Below are 14,473 nucleotides of genomic sequence, written 5' to 3'. Positions count from 1 at the left end.
CCCGAACGCGCGCCTTGGCTTGTGTCCGGTGGGGAAAGACCGAGCGGATGCCGGAAACCCGCTGCACGATTCGGGGATGCTTGCGTTCCGGAGAGGTTTGCGTGCGGGCGGGGGGTTTCCTGCCGCGTGTTCATTGCGCCGTCTGGGCAGTCCCGTCATGCACGCTGCCGTCCGGGTCGATCCTGACATGGGTCGAGATGGATTCGATCCGCTTGAGCAGGTGGGCGCCATCCGCCTCGTTCATCGGCACCGCCTGTCCCAACTCCGCGTGGTACGGCAGCATCTTCAGGGTGCAGGCTCCCTGTTTCGTGCACGTCGCCTGCAGCACCATGGTCTCCCAGGTTTTCGGCTCCGCGGCACGCGTAAAAATGAAATTGCCCAAACTGTACGCAATCCACTTGTCGCGGTACGATTCGAACCCCTGCAGCACGTGCGGATGACCGCCGACGACAAGATCGGCGCCGGCGTCGATGTAGGCGCGGGCCAGCTCCTTTTGGTGATCGACGGGGACATCCACTTTCTCCTTGCCCCAATGAGCGATCACGACGACGAGGTCGGCCTCGGGTCGTGCCGTGCGAATCGCCTCCACAGCGCGGGTCGGGTCGTACGAGACGGCGAGCCCCGGCTTGTTTTTGCCGGCGTACCAACTGACTTCCGGAACAACCCGGCTGAAGCCGAAGAACGCGATGGTGATGCCGTTTCGTTCGACAAACACCGGAGCGTACGCGCGGGCTGCATCTGCGCCGGCACCGACATAGGCGATCCCGTTTTCATCCAGTACGCGAAACGTGTCAAGCAGGCCTTGTACGCCCTGGTCCATGGAATGGTTGTTCGCCAGATTGACCAGGTCAATCCCGGCCGCTTTCATCGCCGGAACCGCTTCCGGCGGCGACTTGTACACAAAGGTCTTGGCAGCGGGCGTACCGCGCGTGGTCACGGGTGTTTCCAAATTGGCGACGGTAAAATCATCCTGCTGAAACAGCGATGTTACGTGCACAAACGGAAAATCGAAGCCGTTCTCCCTCAACCTCGTTTCCACGCGGCCGGACATCATGGTGTCTCCCGCAAAGCTGAGCGTGACGGTCGGCTCGCCGCCGCTGTTGTCTCCTGTCGGCGCCTCGCCGGCTTGTTCCGATTGACCGCTTCCGCTCTGTTGGGGAGTCTCCCTCTGCGGATTCTCCATCCGATACAACCCGAAGAACAGAAGGAACAGCACGCCGAGCATGACGCCGTTGAGCATCATGTACAAGCGTCTGCGCCGTCTTTTCCTCTGTTCGGCCTTGACCCGTTCCGTTCTGGTCCGATCCATCGCTCTCCCACCTGTAACATCACGGTTTTTCTCTGACAGCACACGCTTCCTCATTATACCATCCTTTGCCGGGATCCCCAATGAAAAGCGGCCCATGACGGCCAATATGATGCGCAAGTCCTCCGTTCACGAGCGACCCTATGGTTCCACCCGGCCGTCTTTCCCGTTACCAAAGAATCGTCCATCCGGTCATGAGGCCCAGATGGAGACGAATGGGCGATCCGTCGTGGGAAAGCAGCGAAAATACGGCAGTGAACGGCTTCCAAGGCAGCACTCCAAAGTATTAGAATATTGTAAAAAAGGAGGTCTTTCACATGGAGGAAAAGGTGTCCTTTTTGGAACGGTACAAGCGCGACCACCAGCATCCCGTCAACAAGCTGACCCACGCGTTCGGCATTCCCATGATCGTCATTTCCCTGCCGCTCTTTTTCTGGAGCTGGAAGTGGGCGCTCGGCCTGTTCATCGTCGGGTGGATCTTCCAATTTGTCGGCCACTACGTTGAGGGGAATCCTCCCTCCTTTCTGAAAAATCCCGTCTTTCTGCTGATCGGACCGTGGTGGATACTGAAGCGGCTGTGGGGGTTTCTCACCGGCCAGCCGTACCGGTGAGGAGGTAATCCACAGCGGACCGGGGCCATGACGAACGGCCGGAGGCGCTTGCTGCGCGCCGGCTGTTTTGTGCCGACACCGTCATGGCGAGACACCGGGCGAACCAAAACCGTGCCGCATCTATTCCGCTCCGGGCGAACCGAAACCGGGCGCATCTTTTCCGCTCCCGGCCCAATTTCCGGCGGGTCTCTCCGTTTTGTGTCCTTGCCTAAAGAACAGGGTTGTTCTCCTTCATACAATAAACCGATCCAGGGGTGGAGGGGGGAGAACGGATGGCAAAACCGAAAAAGGCAAAGACGAATCGGGAATCCCGGCAGCATCCCAACCAGTTGAATCTGAAAATCGTCACGTCCGAGACCTGTAAAGTGTGCAAGCAGCCGTGCGCTCGAGGCATGGCGTACGTCGACAAGATGTCGCGCCCGGGGGCGATCGGCTGCGGTGTGCCCTGCATTCTTACGGCTCCCCGGTCTTGATGGAAACGACAGCGCTAGCCCGCGCTGTTTGTTTTTTTGGGGGATGGTCTGGAATGAAGGCGACGGCAGGAAAACCTCGCACGGGACGAGCCCTGGTGCCGGTGCCGCCATCCGCGCAGGCGAAAGGCCGATGCAATCGGGGGCGAACAGTTGCAGACGGAGAGCGATGGTCCCTGCGCTGGCTCTGCAGGCCGGGGCAGGACTTGTTTTGGGGAGATGAGAGCTTTCCTGGCCGCAAAAGCCGCGGGGATCTTCGCTGCGTGCGGGGAGAAAGAGGATTTTCGTTCGGCCGCGTGGAAAGCTAGAATGGTACAGTGGAAATCGAGGAGGGGAACCCATGTCGGTCAATGTGGCCCACAAGTTTGGAAACGGATTGAAGCCCCAGGCGTTCATGGACACCATGAGCAAAAACAAGGAAGCCTTTGCGGGGTGGTATCAGGCATTTTCCTGGCCGAGTGAAGAGGAGCGGCAGTTTTTCGCCTCGCTGCGCCACCGTGACGACCTGCGCTGTCTGATTTTGGCCGCCGATTGGTGCGGAGACGTCGTGCGCAATGTGCCCGTCTTGTTCCGCGCGTTGGAAGAGACGGAAATGCCTGTGGAAGTACTGGTGATGGAAGAACATCTCGATCTGATGGACCAGTTTCTCACCATGGGCGGCAGAGCGATTCCCATCGCCATCTTTGCCGACACGGGCGGCCATGTGCTGGGGAAATGGGGACCGCGCCCGCAGCACGTCCAAGCCGTAATGGTTGCCTTCAAACAGCAAAATCCGGACCGCAGCGCGCCGGATTACGAGGAAAAGATCAAGGCTGCCCGCGCAGAGATGCTGGAGAAGTACGGCGAGGGAACGGGGTACCAGGCGGTGATTGTCAAAGAACTGAAAGAACTGCTTTCCTCGATCTAGGTGAAAGATGGGCTTCCGGCCGCAACGTGGGGAGGTTCTCTTTCTCTTGCAAGTCCGGTATCGGAACGTATCTGATTTGCGTGCCGGCTGCCCGATGCAGCAAAGAACAACTTCCCCCAAGCCCCGGTCGTTCATCTGGGGACAATAGAGCGACAGAGGGGTTCTTGCGACGGAAGAGCAAAACGGGACGGGAGACGCGGCGATCCCGTCTTTCTTTGCGGAAATGAAAGGGCACAGGCGCGAAACGCGAAACACGACCGGAGGTGCAGCAGAAGGGATGACGATCATGCATTACTACGGAAATGAGACGATTATGTCCCTGGAACAAGTGCTCCGCCTGAAACCAGGGGAAATTCGCATTCTGGAATGGGTGCGTACCTATGAGTTCGTGGAGAATCAATGGGGCGTGGACGAGCCGGTCCCGCACTTTCTGGAGATCAAGTGCGAATCGGACGGCGTCCGCATCCGCAAGAACCGCATCACCGATTTTCCCGACTTCGTCTGCGAAGCAGAGCAGGTGTTCCCCGACGTGGAGCAGGCGCTGCCGGTTTTTCACGAGTGGGCGGGACGCATTCTCGAAGAACAGGGGAAGTGAAATTTTCTCGGAAATTTTCTATTGACATGCGATAGTTTAATATGATAGATTTAAAAGCGTCTCCTCCTTTTTCACTGAGGATAAAAATGGGAAATGGGAGAGGACGCTTACCTGCCGGTGTAGCTCAATTGGTAGAGCACCTGACTTGTAATCAGGGGGTTGTGGGTTCGATTCCTATCGCCGGCACCACGGGCATTCATACGGGGAGATAGCGAAGTGGCTAAACGCGGCAGACTGTAAATCTGCTCCCTCTGGGTTCGGCGGTTCGAATCCGTCTCTCCCCACCATTGACTATTTCTCACCAATCTGCTATAACAATATACAGACGTGCCGGTGTGGCGGAATGGCAGACGCGACGGACTCAAAATCCGTTTCCAGCAATGGAGTGGGGGTTCAAGTCCCTTCACCGGCACCATCTTCCCAGCCCAATCCTCTCGCCGATGCGGGTGTAGTTCAATGGTAGAACTCCAGCTTCCCAAGCTGGCGGCGTGGGTTCGATTCCCATCACCCGCTCCATACGAAAAGCCTTGAGAAATCAAGGCTGTTTCTTATTTTCTAGGGGGGCTTTCGAGGGTGGATAAACGGGCGCAATGCTCAACGTGTAATCAACGGGAGACGAGGTATATTCCAACAACAAGAGTAAATACCCCGAAGATTCTGCCAAATATGGTGACGGCATCTGACGGCTCTGCATCTTTGAATGTCCATCCTTCCGTTAGAAACCACAAGATTTGCGGTGAGATTATGGACAACAGGCCATGCAGAATGAGAAGTACACCAAAAAGGAACATGTTGGCCTCCTTTGGATCATGATAACTACTTTCATGTTACGTTTTTTGGCATAAAACGTTTCGATAGGTTTCGGGTTCTGCTACTTCCAAATACACAGAGGAATGCAAAGAGCCGGACTAACCAGTATAGTCCGGCATTCCTTTCTAAATCTGCTCCATTACTGGAAGGAAGAACATGATTGCGTTATGCTTTCTTTTTAAACGCTCGTATAACAGAACGAATTGCAGTATAGAAAAGCAGGACCCAGCCGATCAATATGCCGTAACCGATAATCAATATCAGGATTGGCACGTATTTTGGAGTACTTGGCGAATCAGTAGAAAAACCTGCCATTAGCAGCGGAATGGCAAAAAGCGCCCACGCTGAAGAACCAAGTAGAATCAGGCATCCCCCTGTTAAAACAATCACGATCCAAGCCCATATGGGTTGTTTTGTCTTATGTTTATTCATGTTGAAACCTCTCTCCACCTGCGTATTAAAAAATTGGTAGTGCATGTAAAAGATAGTGTAAATGATCAAGTTACGTAACACAACACACGATAGGATGGATGGAGGTACGAGAATGGGGATGAAAGTCGGAACGTACGATTCGGACAGTCAGGAGAAGCGGATCAAAGCCGTCCATATCCCGATTTCTCAACAGACCAAGAAGGTGCAAAAAGGCGGTGTGCCATCGCAATCATGAAGCGTTGAGCCAAGCGGGAGGACGAACCGGATGCATTTCACTGGACCATCAAGAACGCGGGCTGATTTCCCACAACAGTACCTGAGGCCATCAGAAGATTGTTTCGACAACGACGCTGCTCCAAATGTCTGCAAGGCAATGGCCGTCAATCCTCCCATGTTCAAGCAGCTCGTTATACGTGGTGAACGTTTGATATGATCCCTGGAATTCGGACAAAACCCAACCCGTTTGAGCCTGCGTAATGGAAAATCTACGGCTCTTGTACACAAACTCGATCTCATGGCCGATCTGCACATCACGTCTCAGGTCATCATACGAATCATCCACAATCATCACCTCGTGTTTGAAGATACCATGGTTCACAAGGTTTCACCATTCATTCCGGGGACGTTTATTTCCTGCCTGCGGTGTGAGCTGGCTCAGATCGGCAGCATCATATCCAATGACAATCACGGTTCCGGCAAGAAATGAGCCGGCCATGATCCTGGGGGACACGGGAAATATGGGAAAGTCGGGAAAGAACGTTCGCGCCACTGGTACCACACGGCGAAACCATGGTAAAATCAACTTGGAAAAATAGAAACCATCTGCTATGAGGAAGAAAACAGAAAAGAGGAAAAAGGATGCAAGCACTCGAATCGCCGCAATGGTTGCATGAATACTTGCCAGACGACCTGCCGGTTAGCGAAAGCCGTTTCGCCGTCAATCATGCTGTTCACGGGGTGGAACAGAATTGCAAGGAGCAAATCCCCAAGGCGCAGGATCTTCCTTTGCAACGGGATCTGTCCAATGAAACAAACGTACACGCCGGTTCCCCCGATGCCCGACTGTACGCCGGATGTGGGAGAGTCGGGTACCCCGATGACCTTCCGGCAGCAGCACACACATCTGCGGGTGAGGTTATCACATGAGACGGTTTGTTCGGCTTCTTCTGCACTTTACCTATCAGGAGGCGATGTCCTGCCTCTTTCCGGTTTTCATTTTTGCTGCCCTGGCATTGTCCAAGCTCGTCGCCATACCGGGTCTTCCCCGATACGACCTGCTGCTCCTGCTTTGCCTGGCATTTCAGGTGCTGATGGTGAAAAGCGGGTTGGAAACAAAGGACGAGCTCAAGGTCATTACCGTGTTTCACTTGATCGGCCTGATACTGGAGATGTTCAAGGTGCACATGGGGTCCTGGTCGTATCCGGAAGAGGCCTACACGAAGATATTTGGCGTGCCTCTCTACAGCGGTTTTATGTACGCAAGCGTGGCCAGCTATCTGTGCCAGGCGTGGCGCCGTCTGGAGGTCGATATCATGGGCTGGCCGCATCATTTGTTCGTCGTGACGCTCGGGGCTGCCATCTATCTAAACTTTTTTACCCATCATTATGTTTGGGACATGCGCTGGGTGCTGACCGCCGCCATCTTCGTGGTGTTCTGGCGTACCCGCGTCACCTTTCGCGTGGCCGAAGAACGCCTGTGGATGCCGCTGCCCCTGTCGTTTGTCTTGATCGGCTTTTTTATCTGGATTGCCGAAAACATCGCGACGTTTTTCGGTGCCTGGCGTTATCCGCATCAGCGGGAAGGATGGGAGCTGGTGCACCTGAGCAAGATCAGCTCCTGGTTTTTGCTTGTGATCGTCAGCTTTATCATCGTGGCTGAACTAAAGTACGTCAAGCAGCAGCTCGTGCAGCACTCCTCTCAGGACAAGCCGGTGTAGACTCCCCGGTAAAACCTCCAGCCGGTAACGAAATGGACGATGATCAAGGCGTGCGCAACCGGTGCTGTCGGCACAAATGTGTTGCCGAACCAGACATGCTGCAATGCGCACGCCTTTCCGTCCACATTTCATTTCATGAAGGGAACTGTTTCGTTTGGTAGAATAAGACCATCGTAGACGATATGTTCTGGCGGGGTGAGACCATTGACGACTCATTTTCGTGCATTGGTGGTTGAAAAGACGGAAGATTCATTATCCTTGAACGTAAAAGAATTGACCTTCGACGATTTGCCGCACGGTGACGTCACCATTCGGGTCGCGTATTCAAGCGTCAACTATAAAGACGGTCTTGCGTGCACTCCGAATGGCCGGATCGTCAAATCATACCCGTTTGTTCCGGGCATCGATTTGGCCGGCACGGTTGCGGCATCGCGCGATCCCCGTTTCCGCGAAGGGGACGACGTGATTGTCACGGGTTACGAACTGGGGGTGTCCCATTTTGGCGGATTCAGTGAATACGCCCGCGTGCCGGCCGACTGGGTTGTGAAACTGCCGCAGGGGCTGACCTTGAAAGAAGCGATGGCACTCGGTACGGCGGGCTTTACGGCGGGACTGTCCATCCAACGGTTGGAAGAACACGGGGTGAATCCGGATCGGGGACCTGTTCTTGTAACGGGTGCGACTGGCGGGGTTGGCAGCACAGCAGTGGCGATGCTGGCCAAGAACGGCTATCATGTGGCAGCAAGCACGGGAAAAGCGTCTGAACATGAGTATTTACATAAGATTGGGGCAGCGGAAATCCTCAGTCGTGACGAGCTGACCGACACCCGTCCATTGCAAAAAGAGCGGTGGGCGGCTGCTGTGGATCCGGTTGGCGGAAAGACCCTGGCCTCTGTCGTAAGCTCCATCAAATACGGGGGATCTGTCGCGCTCAGCGGACTGGCAGGCGGATCGGAATTTGCCGGTACGGTATTTCCCTTTATCCTGAGGGGCGTCAATCTGCTGGGAATCGATTCGGTCTACTGCCCGATGGACGTCCGTGTGAAGCTGTGGGAGCGATTGGCGGGGGATCTCAAGCCGGAGAACCTGTTGGACAGCATCGGATACGAAATCGCACTGGATGAGATTCCCTTGGCCGTCTCCGCCATCCTAAAAGGGGACGTGCGCGGAAGAACCATTGTTCGCTTGTAAGCGAATCACATGCCTTGACACCTAACGCTGTCGGGCAGTTCGTCAGGAAAACCTGCCTCCTGCGCGGAGGCGGGTTTTTTTGCCAACACATCCGTTCCGTTTGAAGCATCGTTTATTCCTTCGATCCGGTTCGGACATGGATGCACGCTGCTGCCGCAACACTTACCAGAACAGACAAGGGGAATGTCAAAAGGTACGCATTTGTAAAATAGGGAACGGCTTCGGTGCTGACGAACATCATGACATTTTCCCACGTGACACGGTTCCCTTCCACCACGACAAAGCAGGTGCCAATCAGAAAAATCAGAACCTTTTCCGAGATGGCGGGGACCATACTGATCCACACGGCTGCTCTTGCTGCTCCTCGTTTATGAGAGATCCCTGCGTAAAGACCACCAACAAGATACGGGATGACCACCATAACAGAGCCTAAGACCAGTCCCGAAATGTCTCGATACCGGTCAATCGGCAGCTTCGTGATAGCGGTGTACATCCATGACGTAAGGAATAGGGTAACAAAATAGGAACCTGTAATGACATACCAGCCATTTTTTATCACCGCGAGCCCCCCTTGGAACTGGAGTTCATACCGTATGACGAACGGATCGTCTATTTGGTTACGTGAACAACGAGGCGGTTCGGGAGAGAAATGGAAGGGATACGCTTGACGAAAGGAAAAGGTGCATCTACGGAAACCTCATCCCCCGCGAAGAAAGAAGTCCATGCGAAAAACCTTTCGAACGCCTGAAGCAAGAGAACGAGACGTTTCCAAACATTTGTTACGAATAGGGAACGAGTGTTTTCCCAAGGAAAGGAGTTTTCGTATGGCGTTTTCTGTTCGTTTCACATTTTTGTTCCCTTCAATAAGTGGAATATTTCAAATTTTTTATGGAAACCCTCTTTCCCAGCCTGTATGATGGTACTGACACGAGCTTGTAGAAATCGGGAGGAAACCGGATGAATGCCTTTCACTACTATTGCTCCACGCGTATTGAAATGGGGATGGGCAGGGCTCTCCACCTGCCGGAACTGCTGCATTCCCTGCAGGTCGGCTCGTCCATTTTGCTGGTCAGCGACCCCGGCGTGATCCGCGCGGGCCTGGTCGAACCGATCCAGACAGCTTTGGAGGAAGCGGGCTTTGCCGTGTCGCTGTTTGCGTCGCTCAGCCAAAATCCGCGGGATACGGAATGCTTGGCGGGAGCGGAACAATTCCGTGACAGCGGCGCCGACATGGTTGTGGCCATCGGCGGGGGAAGCGCCATGGACACGGGGAAAACGATCGCGCTGTGCGGACCAAATGGCGGAGCGCCAGCCGATTACGCGGACGGACGGCTTCCCTACGCGAACATTGCCCCGATCATTTGCGTCCCCACCACAGCCGGGACGGGATCGGAAGTGACCCGCTCCGCAGTCATCACCGAGTCGTCCACCCACCGGAAAATGACGCTCAAACACGCTGCCTTGCGCCCAACGCTCGCCGTGCTTGATCCCGCCCTGACGCTCAGCGTTCCGCCCGCCGTCACCGCTGCCACCGGCGTCGACGCCTTGGTTCACGCCATCGAGGGGTATACCTGCAAAGTGACCAATCCGATCTCGCAAGCCCTCGGCGCCCGCGCGATGCAGACGATTGTCTCCGCACTGCCGGCTGCTTATGCCGATGGTCGGAACGAAGAGGCCCGTGCCGCCATGCTGGAGGGCAGTCTGCTGGCGGGGCTCTGTTTTGGCTCGGCGGATGTCGCGGCTGTGCACTGTCTGGCGGAAGCGCTCGGCGGGCTATACGACACGCCCCACGGCGTCGCGAATGCGGTATTTTTGCCTCATGTGCTTCGGTTCAACGCTGCGGAAAACAAGCCGATGCACGCCAGACTGGCGCGTTACATGGGGTTTGCCGCCGATGCCGACGCGGACGAGCTCGCCGTCGAAAAGCTGATTGACGGCATCGAGGCCTTTACGCACGGCCTGGGCATTCCAAAGCTGAAGGACTTGCCGGGTGTCCGCAAAGAGGACTTCCCGCGGATCGTGGAGCTGTCGGTGCAAAACGGCTCCACGCCAAGCAATGTGCGGACGATTACGGCGAATGATTACCTGCGCATTCTGGAGGAGGCGTATCGGTCGTAAGAAGGACGGAAACTATTTCCGGTAAAAGTCCCCGGGTGCTTCAAAAATACAGTACCGCGGAAAAAGGGGAAGGGGAGTTCCTCGAGGGAATACCGGAGCCCCAATGGTTCCAGGCCAACAGCGATTCTAAAGCGCTGCATATCTGACGCAATCAACACGATCGGCCGAAGATTGTTTTCCATCACTTGCTCCACTGGTAGTGGGGCATTTTTTCTTGCATGTTCGCCTCATGTTCGCATATAATACAAACAAACGTTCGCATTCACGAGGGGGGAACGACTATGCTCGGGAACTTGCAGCGCTATATGAACAGCGGTCAGCTTGTCGAGATCATCTATGTGGATCGCCACGGGCGAACGTCGAAGCGAACCGTCCGGATCCATGAGATCAGCAGGGGGAATGTGAAAGCCTACTGTTTTGCGCGTCGGGCGTTTCGCGTATTTTCCGTTGACAACATCCTTGCCGCTGTGCCAGTGGTGAAACATCGTGCTGCAGGATATTGAACGGAAGGTGCTCCGCATCATCGCCAACTTTTCCGTTGGTCGTCGGCGCACCCCGACGGTGGATGAACTGTGCGTGAAAACCAGCCGCAGCCGCGGCGGCGTCATGGAAGTACTGGCCGCGTTGGCACGGGAAGCGTACATCGAATGGGATCGATCACGCCCGGACGACATCAAGCTGCTGGAAGCGTGGGAACGAAAGGAGACATCAAGATGGAGCGGAAGATAGAGGATTGGTTCGGATCCATGCGGATGGTACAGCCGGAACAGAAAACAGAAAGCCGGCGTGTGAACGCGGATGAGGGGCTCGCAGGGAGACCGGTTGTCGATGAGATCGACTATGATGAGAACTGTTTTCGTATCTATGACTCAACGCAGTACGATTACGCGATCAACGTTACATGGTTCCGGGAAATGTACGGAGGACGCGGCGTGTTTGAAACGGCATGGGGGATCGTAAAGCAGATTGACCCGGACGAACGTCGGTTCCTGCTGGTCAGTGATTGGGATTCTGTGTGGATTCGGGTAGAGGATGTCGTGCGCGTGACGAAATCGTTCACCGGTTAAGCTGGCCGCATCATGGAAGAAAGCCGCGGAGGCGGCGCAGATCGTCCGGACGATTCGGTTTTGTCCGTCTCTTCGCAGACCGGGTGATTTCGATCAATGTTCATCTTTCGGAACCTTCACCAAAACAACAATCATAAAGGTTGCGATGGGGCCGAGTAACAGGGAGAGGAAAAACCATAAAAGGCCGCTTTGATTTTTTGTCTGGGCCAATCCGGCATTGATCAGTGCCAAGGTTCCCCAGCCAACCGCATACTCTTTCGCCATAAAAGCACACACCTTTTTTTGATCATTCCCATTCACCTTACAACAAATCTCTCAATTGGTCAAATGTTGCAAATTGTGGAAGGGAACGAAGTGATAAACGTCCGAATATAACTATCCGGACGTTAGGTGATCAGAAGCAGCGGCGGCGGCGACGTCTGAAACAGAATGACATAATACCACCTCTTTCGTGTTTGATACTTTATTGTATGAATAATCGCTAGAAATGATTGGACGGACCATGAAGACAAAATGTCCATTTTGTTGTTGAAGGAACTTTCCCCTCAACCTAATCTGGTTTTCACGCTGGAACGAAACCGACTTTTTCCATAATGTGTAATCGGAGAGGGCAAAAATTGCAGCAAGAAAGTGGAAAGGAGGATCATCAAGGCTGCCCTTTTTGAAAAAGTAAAACCCCCAATGTGGGGGCATATCGTGAATGTTTACAGACGGATAAGACGAGACGATCTATTTATTTCGAGGAGGACAAAGCCAACTCAAATGAATCCAATATTTCGAGGAAGTGTGATGCTTCTCTGAATACATGATCAGCGAGCAGCGGCGGGATAATGCTTTTTATTCTGCATGCCTCAATCAGATCACGAGCTGTCTTCTTGAAGTCACGTAATTGACGAACAGAAACCCGATTTTGATCTACAAATTGATCAAGGAGAGGAAGGGTTTGGGACTGAGGTCGCATGGAGTTGAGGTCAATCGCTTGAAAAAGGAGTTGATCAAAGTCGTGGCTAAACTCACGAGCCTGTTCTACAAGTTTTCTTTCGGAAGGATCAAGTAAGTGGTTGATAAATTTGGCGTGGTCGGCCATGATTCTTAGGAAGAATACATTTTCATTAATGATGGCATCGGGTAAGGGATCAAGGGTTCCCGTATTTAATTGCTCTAATCGCTTCATGAAATATGCAGCTTCCCTGCTTACATGATCGACCAACAACGGAAAATTGTTCCCTCCAATCCTGCAGCGAATAATCAAGTCAAGTACTTTTCGTTTGAACTTCCAAATGTGACAAACCGCATTGTGAACGATATTGTTAAAATCGAAAATTCTTTGCGGGTCTACATCCGGTGAGAGGGAAAGGGCCTGATTTTCAATGTCTTCAAAAATGGTGTAAAACCGGTTTGCTTCGTCGATTAATTTGGTATCGTCACAATGAAACCCTAATTTAAGGAAAAGAGAATGTTCTTTCATGATTCTCGACCAAAATCTGATTTCATCTAACGACCTACCAACAAATGCATCTGCCATACGGCGCCTCCCCCATGCATTTTTGTGTCGCATAGCGCAAACGCGGCACACTAAGAATGGACAGACTTTCCAAACCTCGATTTCGCATCTGCAGACGACTCCTCCTGTATTTGTAAGTACGATGTATCTCTATGTATGTACCCAGATCATGGATTGGGCTCACGCCTACATCAACGTAAGGGATATAAGCCCAATTCGTAAAAGAAAGCCCCAGGAAATGGCTGCGGATGATGAGACGGTTTGGCGGTACGAACTGCCTTCGATAAGTGGAAAAAGCTGTGTTTTTAAGGAATTCTATGATATGATTCAAACATGCTTTGAGAAGGGTACAGGTTGGTTCATTGGGGATGCGTAACAGACATCGTGGAAATTTCAGGACGTGATGGAAACTTGAACGATTTTCAGCATACGATACCTACAGAATGGATTCGGAGAGGGGAAGATCTATACGAATGTCTCATGAGGAACAAGCCGGATGGCGAAAAGACATCGCACCTTACGAAAGACCATGTGTGAAGTACAGTGTGTGGCAGATCATCAATACCCTGTTGCCTTTTTTTCTGCTCTGGTACGCCGCCTATCTGAGTCTGTCGGTTTCCTATTGGCTTACCCTTGCACTGGCCATTCTTGCCGGTGGATTTCTGATACGGATTTTCATCATTTTTCATGATTGCTGTCATCAATCGTACTTCAAAAATCGGGCGGCAAATAAGATTGTCGGGACGTTCACCGGCATTCTGACCTGCTGCCCTTATTCCCAATGGCAGCACAGCCACGCCGTTCATCACGCCACCAACGGCAACTTGGATCGGCGGGGGACGGGGGATATTTGGACGCTTACGGTAGAGGAATATGTGTCGTCGCCTCTGCTGCGACGCTTGGCATACCGGCTATACCGTAATCCGCTCATCATGTTTGGCGTAGGCCCGATCTACATTTTTCTGATCGCTTATCGGTTTAACCGAAAACGAGCCGGGTTGAAGGAACGCATCAACACCTACGTGACAAACCTTGGCATCGCTGCGGTGGCTGGATTGCTTTGCTGGACAGTAGGATGGCAAGCGTTTCTCCTGGTTCAGGGCCCGATTTTTTTCCTTTCCGGTATGGCCGGCATCTGGCTCTTTTACGTCCAGCACCAGTTTGAGCAGTCGTATTTTGAAGAGGAAGAAAATTGGGACTACGTGAAGGCAGCCCTGCAGGGGAGTTCTTTCTACAAGCTGCCGAAGGTCCTGCGCTGGTTCACCGGAAATATCGGCTTTCACCATATTCACCACTTGAGCGCGCGGATCCCCAACTATTACCTGGAAGCGGTTCACAGGAATCACCCGCGTTTTCAGGAAGTACATACCCTGACGCTGCTGTCCAGCCTGCGATCGCTCCGTTTCCGATTATGGAACGAGTGCAGCAAGACATTTGTGGGATTCAAGGATTTGAAGCAAATTTCGGCCAAGCGCAACGAATCGGATTCCATTTGAAAAAGCAGCACATGAGTAACGGCCGTCTC

19 protein-coding genes and 4 tRNA genes are annotated in these 14,473 nt (G+C 53.3%); 17 read left to right on the top strand and 6 right to left on the bottom strand.

The window, feature by feature from the left end; translation table 11 throughout:
• Positions 1-130 precede the first annotated feature (130 nt).
• Entirely contained in the window at positions 131-1,309 is a 1,179-nt protein-coding gene (locus tag FOI68_RS14175) for a CapA family protein (RefSeq protein ID WP_143863548.1), read from the bottom strand.
• Positions 1,310-1,623: 314 nt separating this feature from the next.
• Here FOI68_RS14175 and FOI68_RS14170 point away from each other — a divergent pair, with 314 nt between their 5' ends.
• From FOI68_RS14170 to FOI68_RS14135, 8 genes are all read left to right on the top strand, one after another.
• Positions 1,624-1,917: an Mpo1-like protein gene (locus FOI68_RS14170; protein WP_029099143.1), complete on the top strand. Its 294-nt coding sequence runs from the start codon at positions 1,624-1,626 to the stop codon at positions 1,915-1,917.
• A 272-nt stretch (positions 1,918-2,189) separates the two neighbouring features.
• On the top strand, positions 2,190-2,390 hold the full coding sequence (locus FOI68_RS14165; protein ID WP_029099144.1) for a hypothetical protein: 201 nt from the start codon (positions 2,190-2,192) through the stop codon (positions 2,388-2,390).
• 337 nt (positions 2,391-2,727) lie between these two features.
• Entirely contained in the window at positions 2,728-3,294 is a 567-nt protein-coding gene (locus FOI68_RS14160; protein WP_143863547.1) for a thioredoxin family protein, read from the top strand.
• Positions 3,295-3,580: 286 nt separating this feature from the next.
• On the top strand, positions 3,581-3,889 hold the full coding sequence (locus tag FOI68_RS14155) for a hypothetical protein (RefSeq protein ID WP_029099146.1): 309 nt from the start codon (positions 3,581-3,583) through the stop codon (positions 3,887-3,889).
• 113 nt (positions 3,890-4,002) lie between these two features.
• A tRNA-Thr gene (locus FOI68_RS14150) sits at positions 4,003-4,078 on the top strand.
• 13 nt (positions 4,079-4,091) lie between these two features.
• Positions 4,092-4,176, top strand: a tRNA-Tyr gene (locus FOI68_RS14145).
• A gap of 42 nt (positions 4,177-4,218) precedes the next feature.
• Positions 4,219-4,304: transfer RNA gene (locus tag FOI68_RS14140), tRNA-Leu, on the top strand.
• Between the two features lie 27 nt (positions 4,305-4,331).
• Positions 4,332-4,405: transfer RNA gene (locus tag FOI68_RS14135), tRNA-Gly, on the top strand.
• Between the two features lie 89 nt (positions 4,406-4,494).
• Here the strand turns inward: FOI68_RS14135 and FOI68_RS24260 are convergent.
• Both FOI68_RS24260 and FOI68_RS14130 read right to left on the bottom strand, forming a co-directional pair.
• Positions 4,495-4,680: a DUF6199 family natural product biosynthesis protein gene (locus FOI68_RS24260; protein ID WP_035289444.1), complete on the bottom strand. Its 186-nt coding sequence runs from the start codon at positions 4,678-4,680 to the stop codon at positions 4,495-4,497.
• A gap of 184 nt (positions 4,681-4,864) precedes the next feature.
• On the bottom strand, positions 4,865-5,131 hold the full coding sequence (locus FOI68_RS14130) for a hypothetical protein (protein WP_143863546.1): 267 nt from the start codon (positions 5,129-5,131) through the stop codon (positions 4,865-4,867).
• 112 nt (positions 5,132-5,243) lie between these two features.
• Here FOI68_RS14130 and FOI68_RS23990 point away from each other — a divergent pair, with 112 nt between their 5' ends.
• From FOI68_RS23990 to FOI68_RS14115, 4 genes are all read left to right on the top strand, one after another.
• Complete coding sequence (locus tag FOI68_RS23990; protein WP_255433485.1) at positions 5,244-5,366, top strand: hypothetical protein; 123 nt, start codon at positions 5,244-5,246, stop codon at positions 5,364-5,366.
• A 623-nt stretch (positions 5,367-5,989) separates the two neighbouring features.
• Positions 5,990-6,277, top strand: a complete 288-nt coding sequence (locus tag FOI68_RS14125; protein ID WP_143863545.1) for a hypothetical protein — start codon at positions 5,990-5,992, stop codon at positions 6,275-6,277.
• On the top strand, positions 6,274-7,068 hold the full coding sequence (locus FOI68_RS14120) for a DUF817 domain-containing protein (RefSeq protein ID WP_143863544.1): 795 nt from the start codon (positions 6,274-6,276) through the stop codon (positions 7,066-7,068). The genes FOI68_RS14125 and FOI68_RS14120 overlap by 4 nt, the downstream gene beginning before the upstream one ends.
• Positions 7,069-7,272: 204 nt before the next feature.
• Positions 7,273-8,259: an NADPH:quinone oxidoreductase family protein gene (locus FOI68_RS14115; protein WP_035297541.1), complete on the top strand. Its 987-nt coding sequence runs from the start codon at positions 7,273-7,275 to the stop codon at positions 8,257-8,259.
• 112 nt (positions 8,260-8,371) lie between these two features.
• Here the strand turns inward: FOI68_RS14115 and FOI68_RS14110 are convergent, their stop codons facing one another.
• Positions 8,372-8,818 (bottom strand): hypothetical protein, encoded by a 447-nt coding sequence (locus FOI68_RS14110; RefSeq protein ID WP_143863543.1) that lies wholly within the window; start codon positions 8,816-8,818, stop codon positions 8,372-8,374.
• Positions 8,819-9,216: 398 nt separating this feature from the next.
• On the opposite strand from FOI68_RS14110, the gene FOI68_RS14105 reads away from it, so the two are divergent.
• From FOI68_RS14105 to FOI68_RS14090, 4 genes are all read left to right on the top strand, one after another.
• On the top strand, positions 9,217-10,377 hold the full coding sequence (locus FOI68_RS14105) for an iron-containing alcohol dehydrogenase (RefSeq protein WP_143863542.1): 1,161 nt from the start codon (positions 9,217-9,219) through the stop codon (positions 10,375-10,377).
• 218 nt (positions 10,378-10,595) lie between these two features.
• On the top strand, positions 10,596-10,880 hold the full coding sequence (locus tag FOI68_RS24360) for a WYL domain-containing protein (protein WP_483296170.1): 285 nt from the start codon (positions 10,596-10,598) through the stop codon (positions 10,878-10,880).
• Positions 10,864-11,106 (top strand): LexA family transcriptional regulator, encoded by a 243-nt coding sequence (locus FOI68_RS14095; RefSeq protein ID WP_143863541.1) that lies wholly within the window; start codon positions 10,864-10,866, stop codon positions 11,104-11,106. Before FOI68_RS24360 ends, FOI68_RS14095 begins: the two co-directional genes overlap by 17 nt.
• Positions 11,091-11,444, top strand: coding sequence for a YolD-like family protein (locus FOI68_RS14090; RefSeq protein WP_029099154.1), 354 nt, complete (start codon positions 11,091-11,093; stop codon positions 11,442-11,444). The genes FOI68_RS14095 and FOI68_RS14090 overlap by 16 nt, the downstream gene beginning before the upstream one ends.
• 93 nt (positions 11,445-11,537) lie before the next feature.
• Here FOI68_RS14090 and FOI68_RS23520 read toward each other — a convergent pair whose 3' ends face one another.
• Complete coding sequence (locus tag FOI68_RS23520; protein ID WP_162836722.1) at positions 11,538-11,708, bottom strand: hypothetical protein; 171 nt, start codon at positions 11,706-11,708, stop codon at positions 11,538-11,540.
• Between the two features lie 469 nt (positions 11,709-12,177).
• The gene (locus FOI68_RS14085) at positions 12,178-12,969 is read right to left on the bottom strand and encodes a DUF2935 domain-containing protein (protein WP_143863540.1); all 792 of its coding nucleotides are present in this window, start codon (positions 12,967-12,969) and stop codon (positions 12,178-12,180) included.
• A 452-nt stretch (positions 12,970-13,421) separates the two neighbouring features.
• Here FOI68_RS14085 and desA point away from each other — a divergent pair, with 452 nt between their 5' ends.
• Positions 13,422-14,444 (top strand): Delta(5) desaturase DesA, encoded by a 1,023-nt coding sequence (gene desA, locus FOI68_RS14080; RefSeq protein WP_143863539.1) that lies wholly within the window; start codon positions 13,422-13,424, stop codon positions 14,442-14,444.
• Positions 14,445-14,473: the final 29 nt, after the last annotated feature.

It is taken from the genome of Brevibacillus sp. LEMMJ03 (assembly GCF_007197875.1).
Lineage (GTDB): Bacteria > Bacillota > Bacilli > Brevibacillales > Brevibacillaceae > Brevibacillus > Brevibacillus thermoruber.
This window is presented reverse-complemented; position numbering and strand designations above follow the sequence as displayed.

Excerpts from the sequence above, each read along its gene's own strand:
- FOI68_RS24360 (WP_483296170.1), top strand. The coding sequence starts at position 10,596 with ATGTTCGCCTCATGTTCGCATATAATACAAACAAACGTTCGCATTCAC.
- FOI68_RS14120 (WP_143863544.1), top strand. The coding sequence starts at position 6,274 with ATGAGACGGTTTGTTCGGCTTCTTCTGCACTTTACCTATCAGGAGGCG.
- desA (WP_143863539.1), top strand. The coding sequence starts at position 13,422 with ATGTCTCATGAGGAACAAGCCGGATGGCGAAAAGACATCGCACCTTAC.
- FOI68_RS14170 (WP_029099143.1), top strand. The coding sequence starts at position 1,624 with ATGGAGGAAAAGGTGTCCTTTTTGGAACGGTACAAGCGCGACCACCAG.
- FOI68_RS14105 (WP_143863542.1), top strand. The coding sequence starts at position 9,217 with ATGAATGCCTTTCACTACTATTGCTCCACGCGTATTGAAATGGGGATG.
- FOI68_RS23990 (WP_255433485.1), top strand. The coding sequence starts at position 5,244 with ATGGGGATGAAAGTCGGAACGTACGATTCGGACAGTCAGGAGAAGCGG.
- FOI68_RS14125 (WP_143863545.1), top strand. The coding sequence starts at position 5,990 with ATGCAAGCACTCGAATCGCCGCAATGGTTGCATGAATACTTGCCAGAC.
- FOI68_RS14165 (WP_029099144.1), top strand. The coding sequence starts at position 2,190 with ATGGCAAAACCGAAAAAGGCAAAGACGAATCGGGAATCCCGGCAGCAT.
- FOI68_RS23520 (WP_162836722.1), bottom strand. The coding sequence starts at position 11,708 with ATGGCGAAAGAGTATGCGGTTGGCTGGGGAACCTTGGCACTGATCAAT.
- FOI68_RS14155 (WP_029099146.1), top strand. The coding sequence starts at position 3,581 with ATGCATTACTACGGAAATGAGACGATTATGTCCCTGGAACAAGTGCTC.
- FOI68_RS14160 (WP_143863547.1), top strand. The coding sequence starts at position 2,728 with ATGTCGGTCAATGTGGCCCACAAGTTTGGAAACGGATTGAAGCCCCAG.
- FOI68_RS14085 (WP_143863540.1), bottom strand. The coding sequence starts at position 12,969 with ATGGCAGATGCATTTGTTGGTAGGTCGTTAGATGAAATCAGATTTTGG.
- FOI68_RS14175 (WP_143863548.1), bottom strand. The coding sequence starts at position 1,309 with ATGGATCGGACCAGAACGGAACGGGTCAAGGCCGAACAGAGGAAAAGA.
- FOI68_RS24260 (WP_035289444.1), bottom strand. The coding sequence starts at position 4,680 with ATGTTCCTTTTTGGTGTACTTCTCATTCTGCATGGCCTGTTGTCCATA.
- FOI68_RS14130 (WP_143863546.1), bottom strand. The coding sequence starts at position 5,131 with ATGAATAAACATAAGACAAAACAACCCATATGGGCTTGGATCGTGATT.
- FOI68_RS14090 (WP_029099154.1), top strand. The coding sequence starts at position 11,091 with ATGGAGCGGAAGATAGAGGATTGGTTCGGATCCATGCGGATGGTACAG.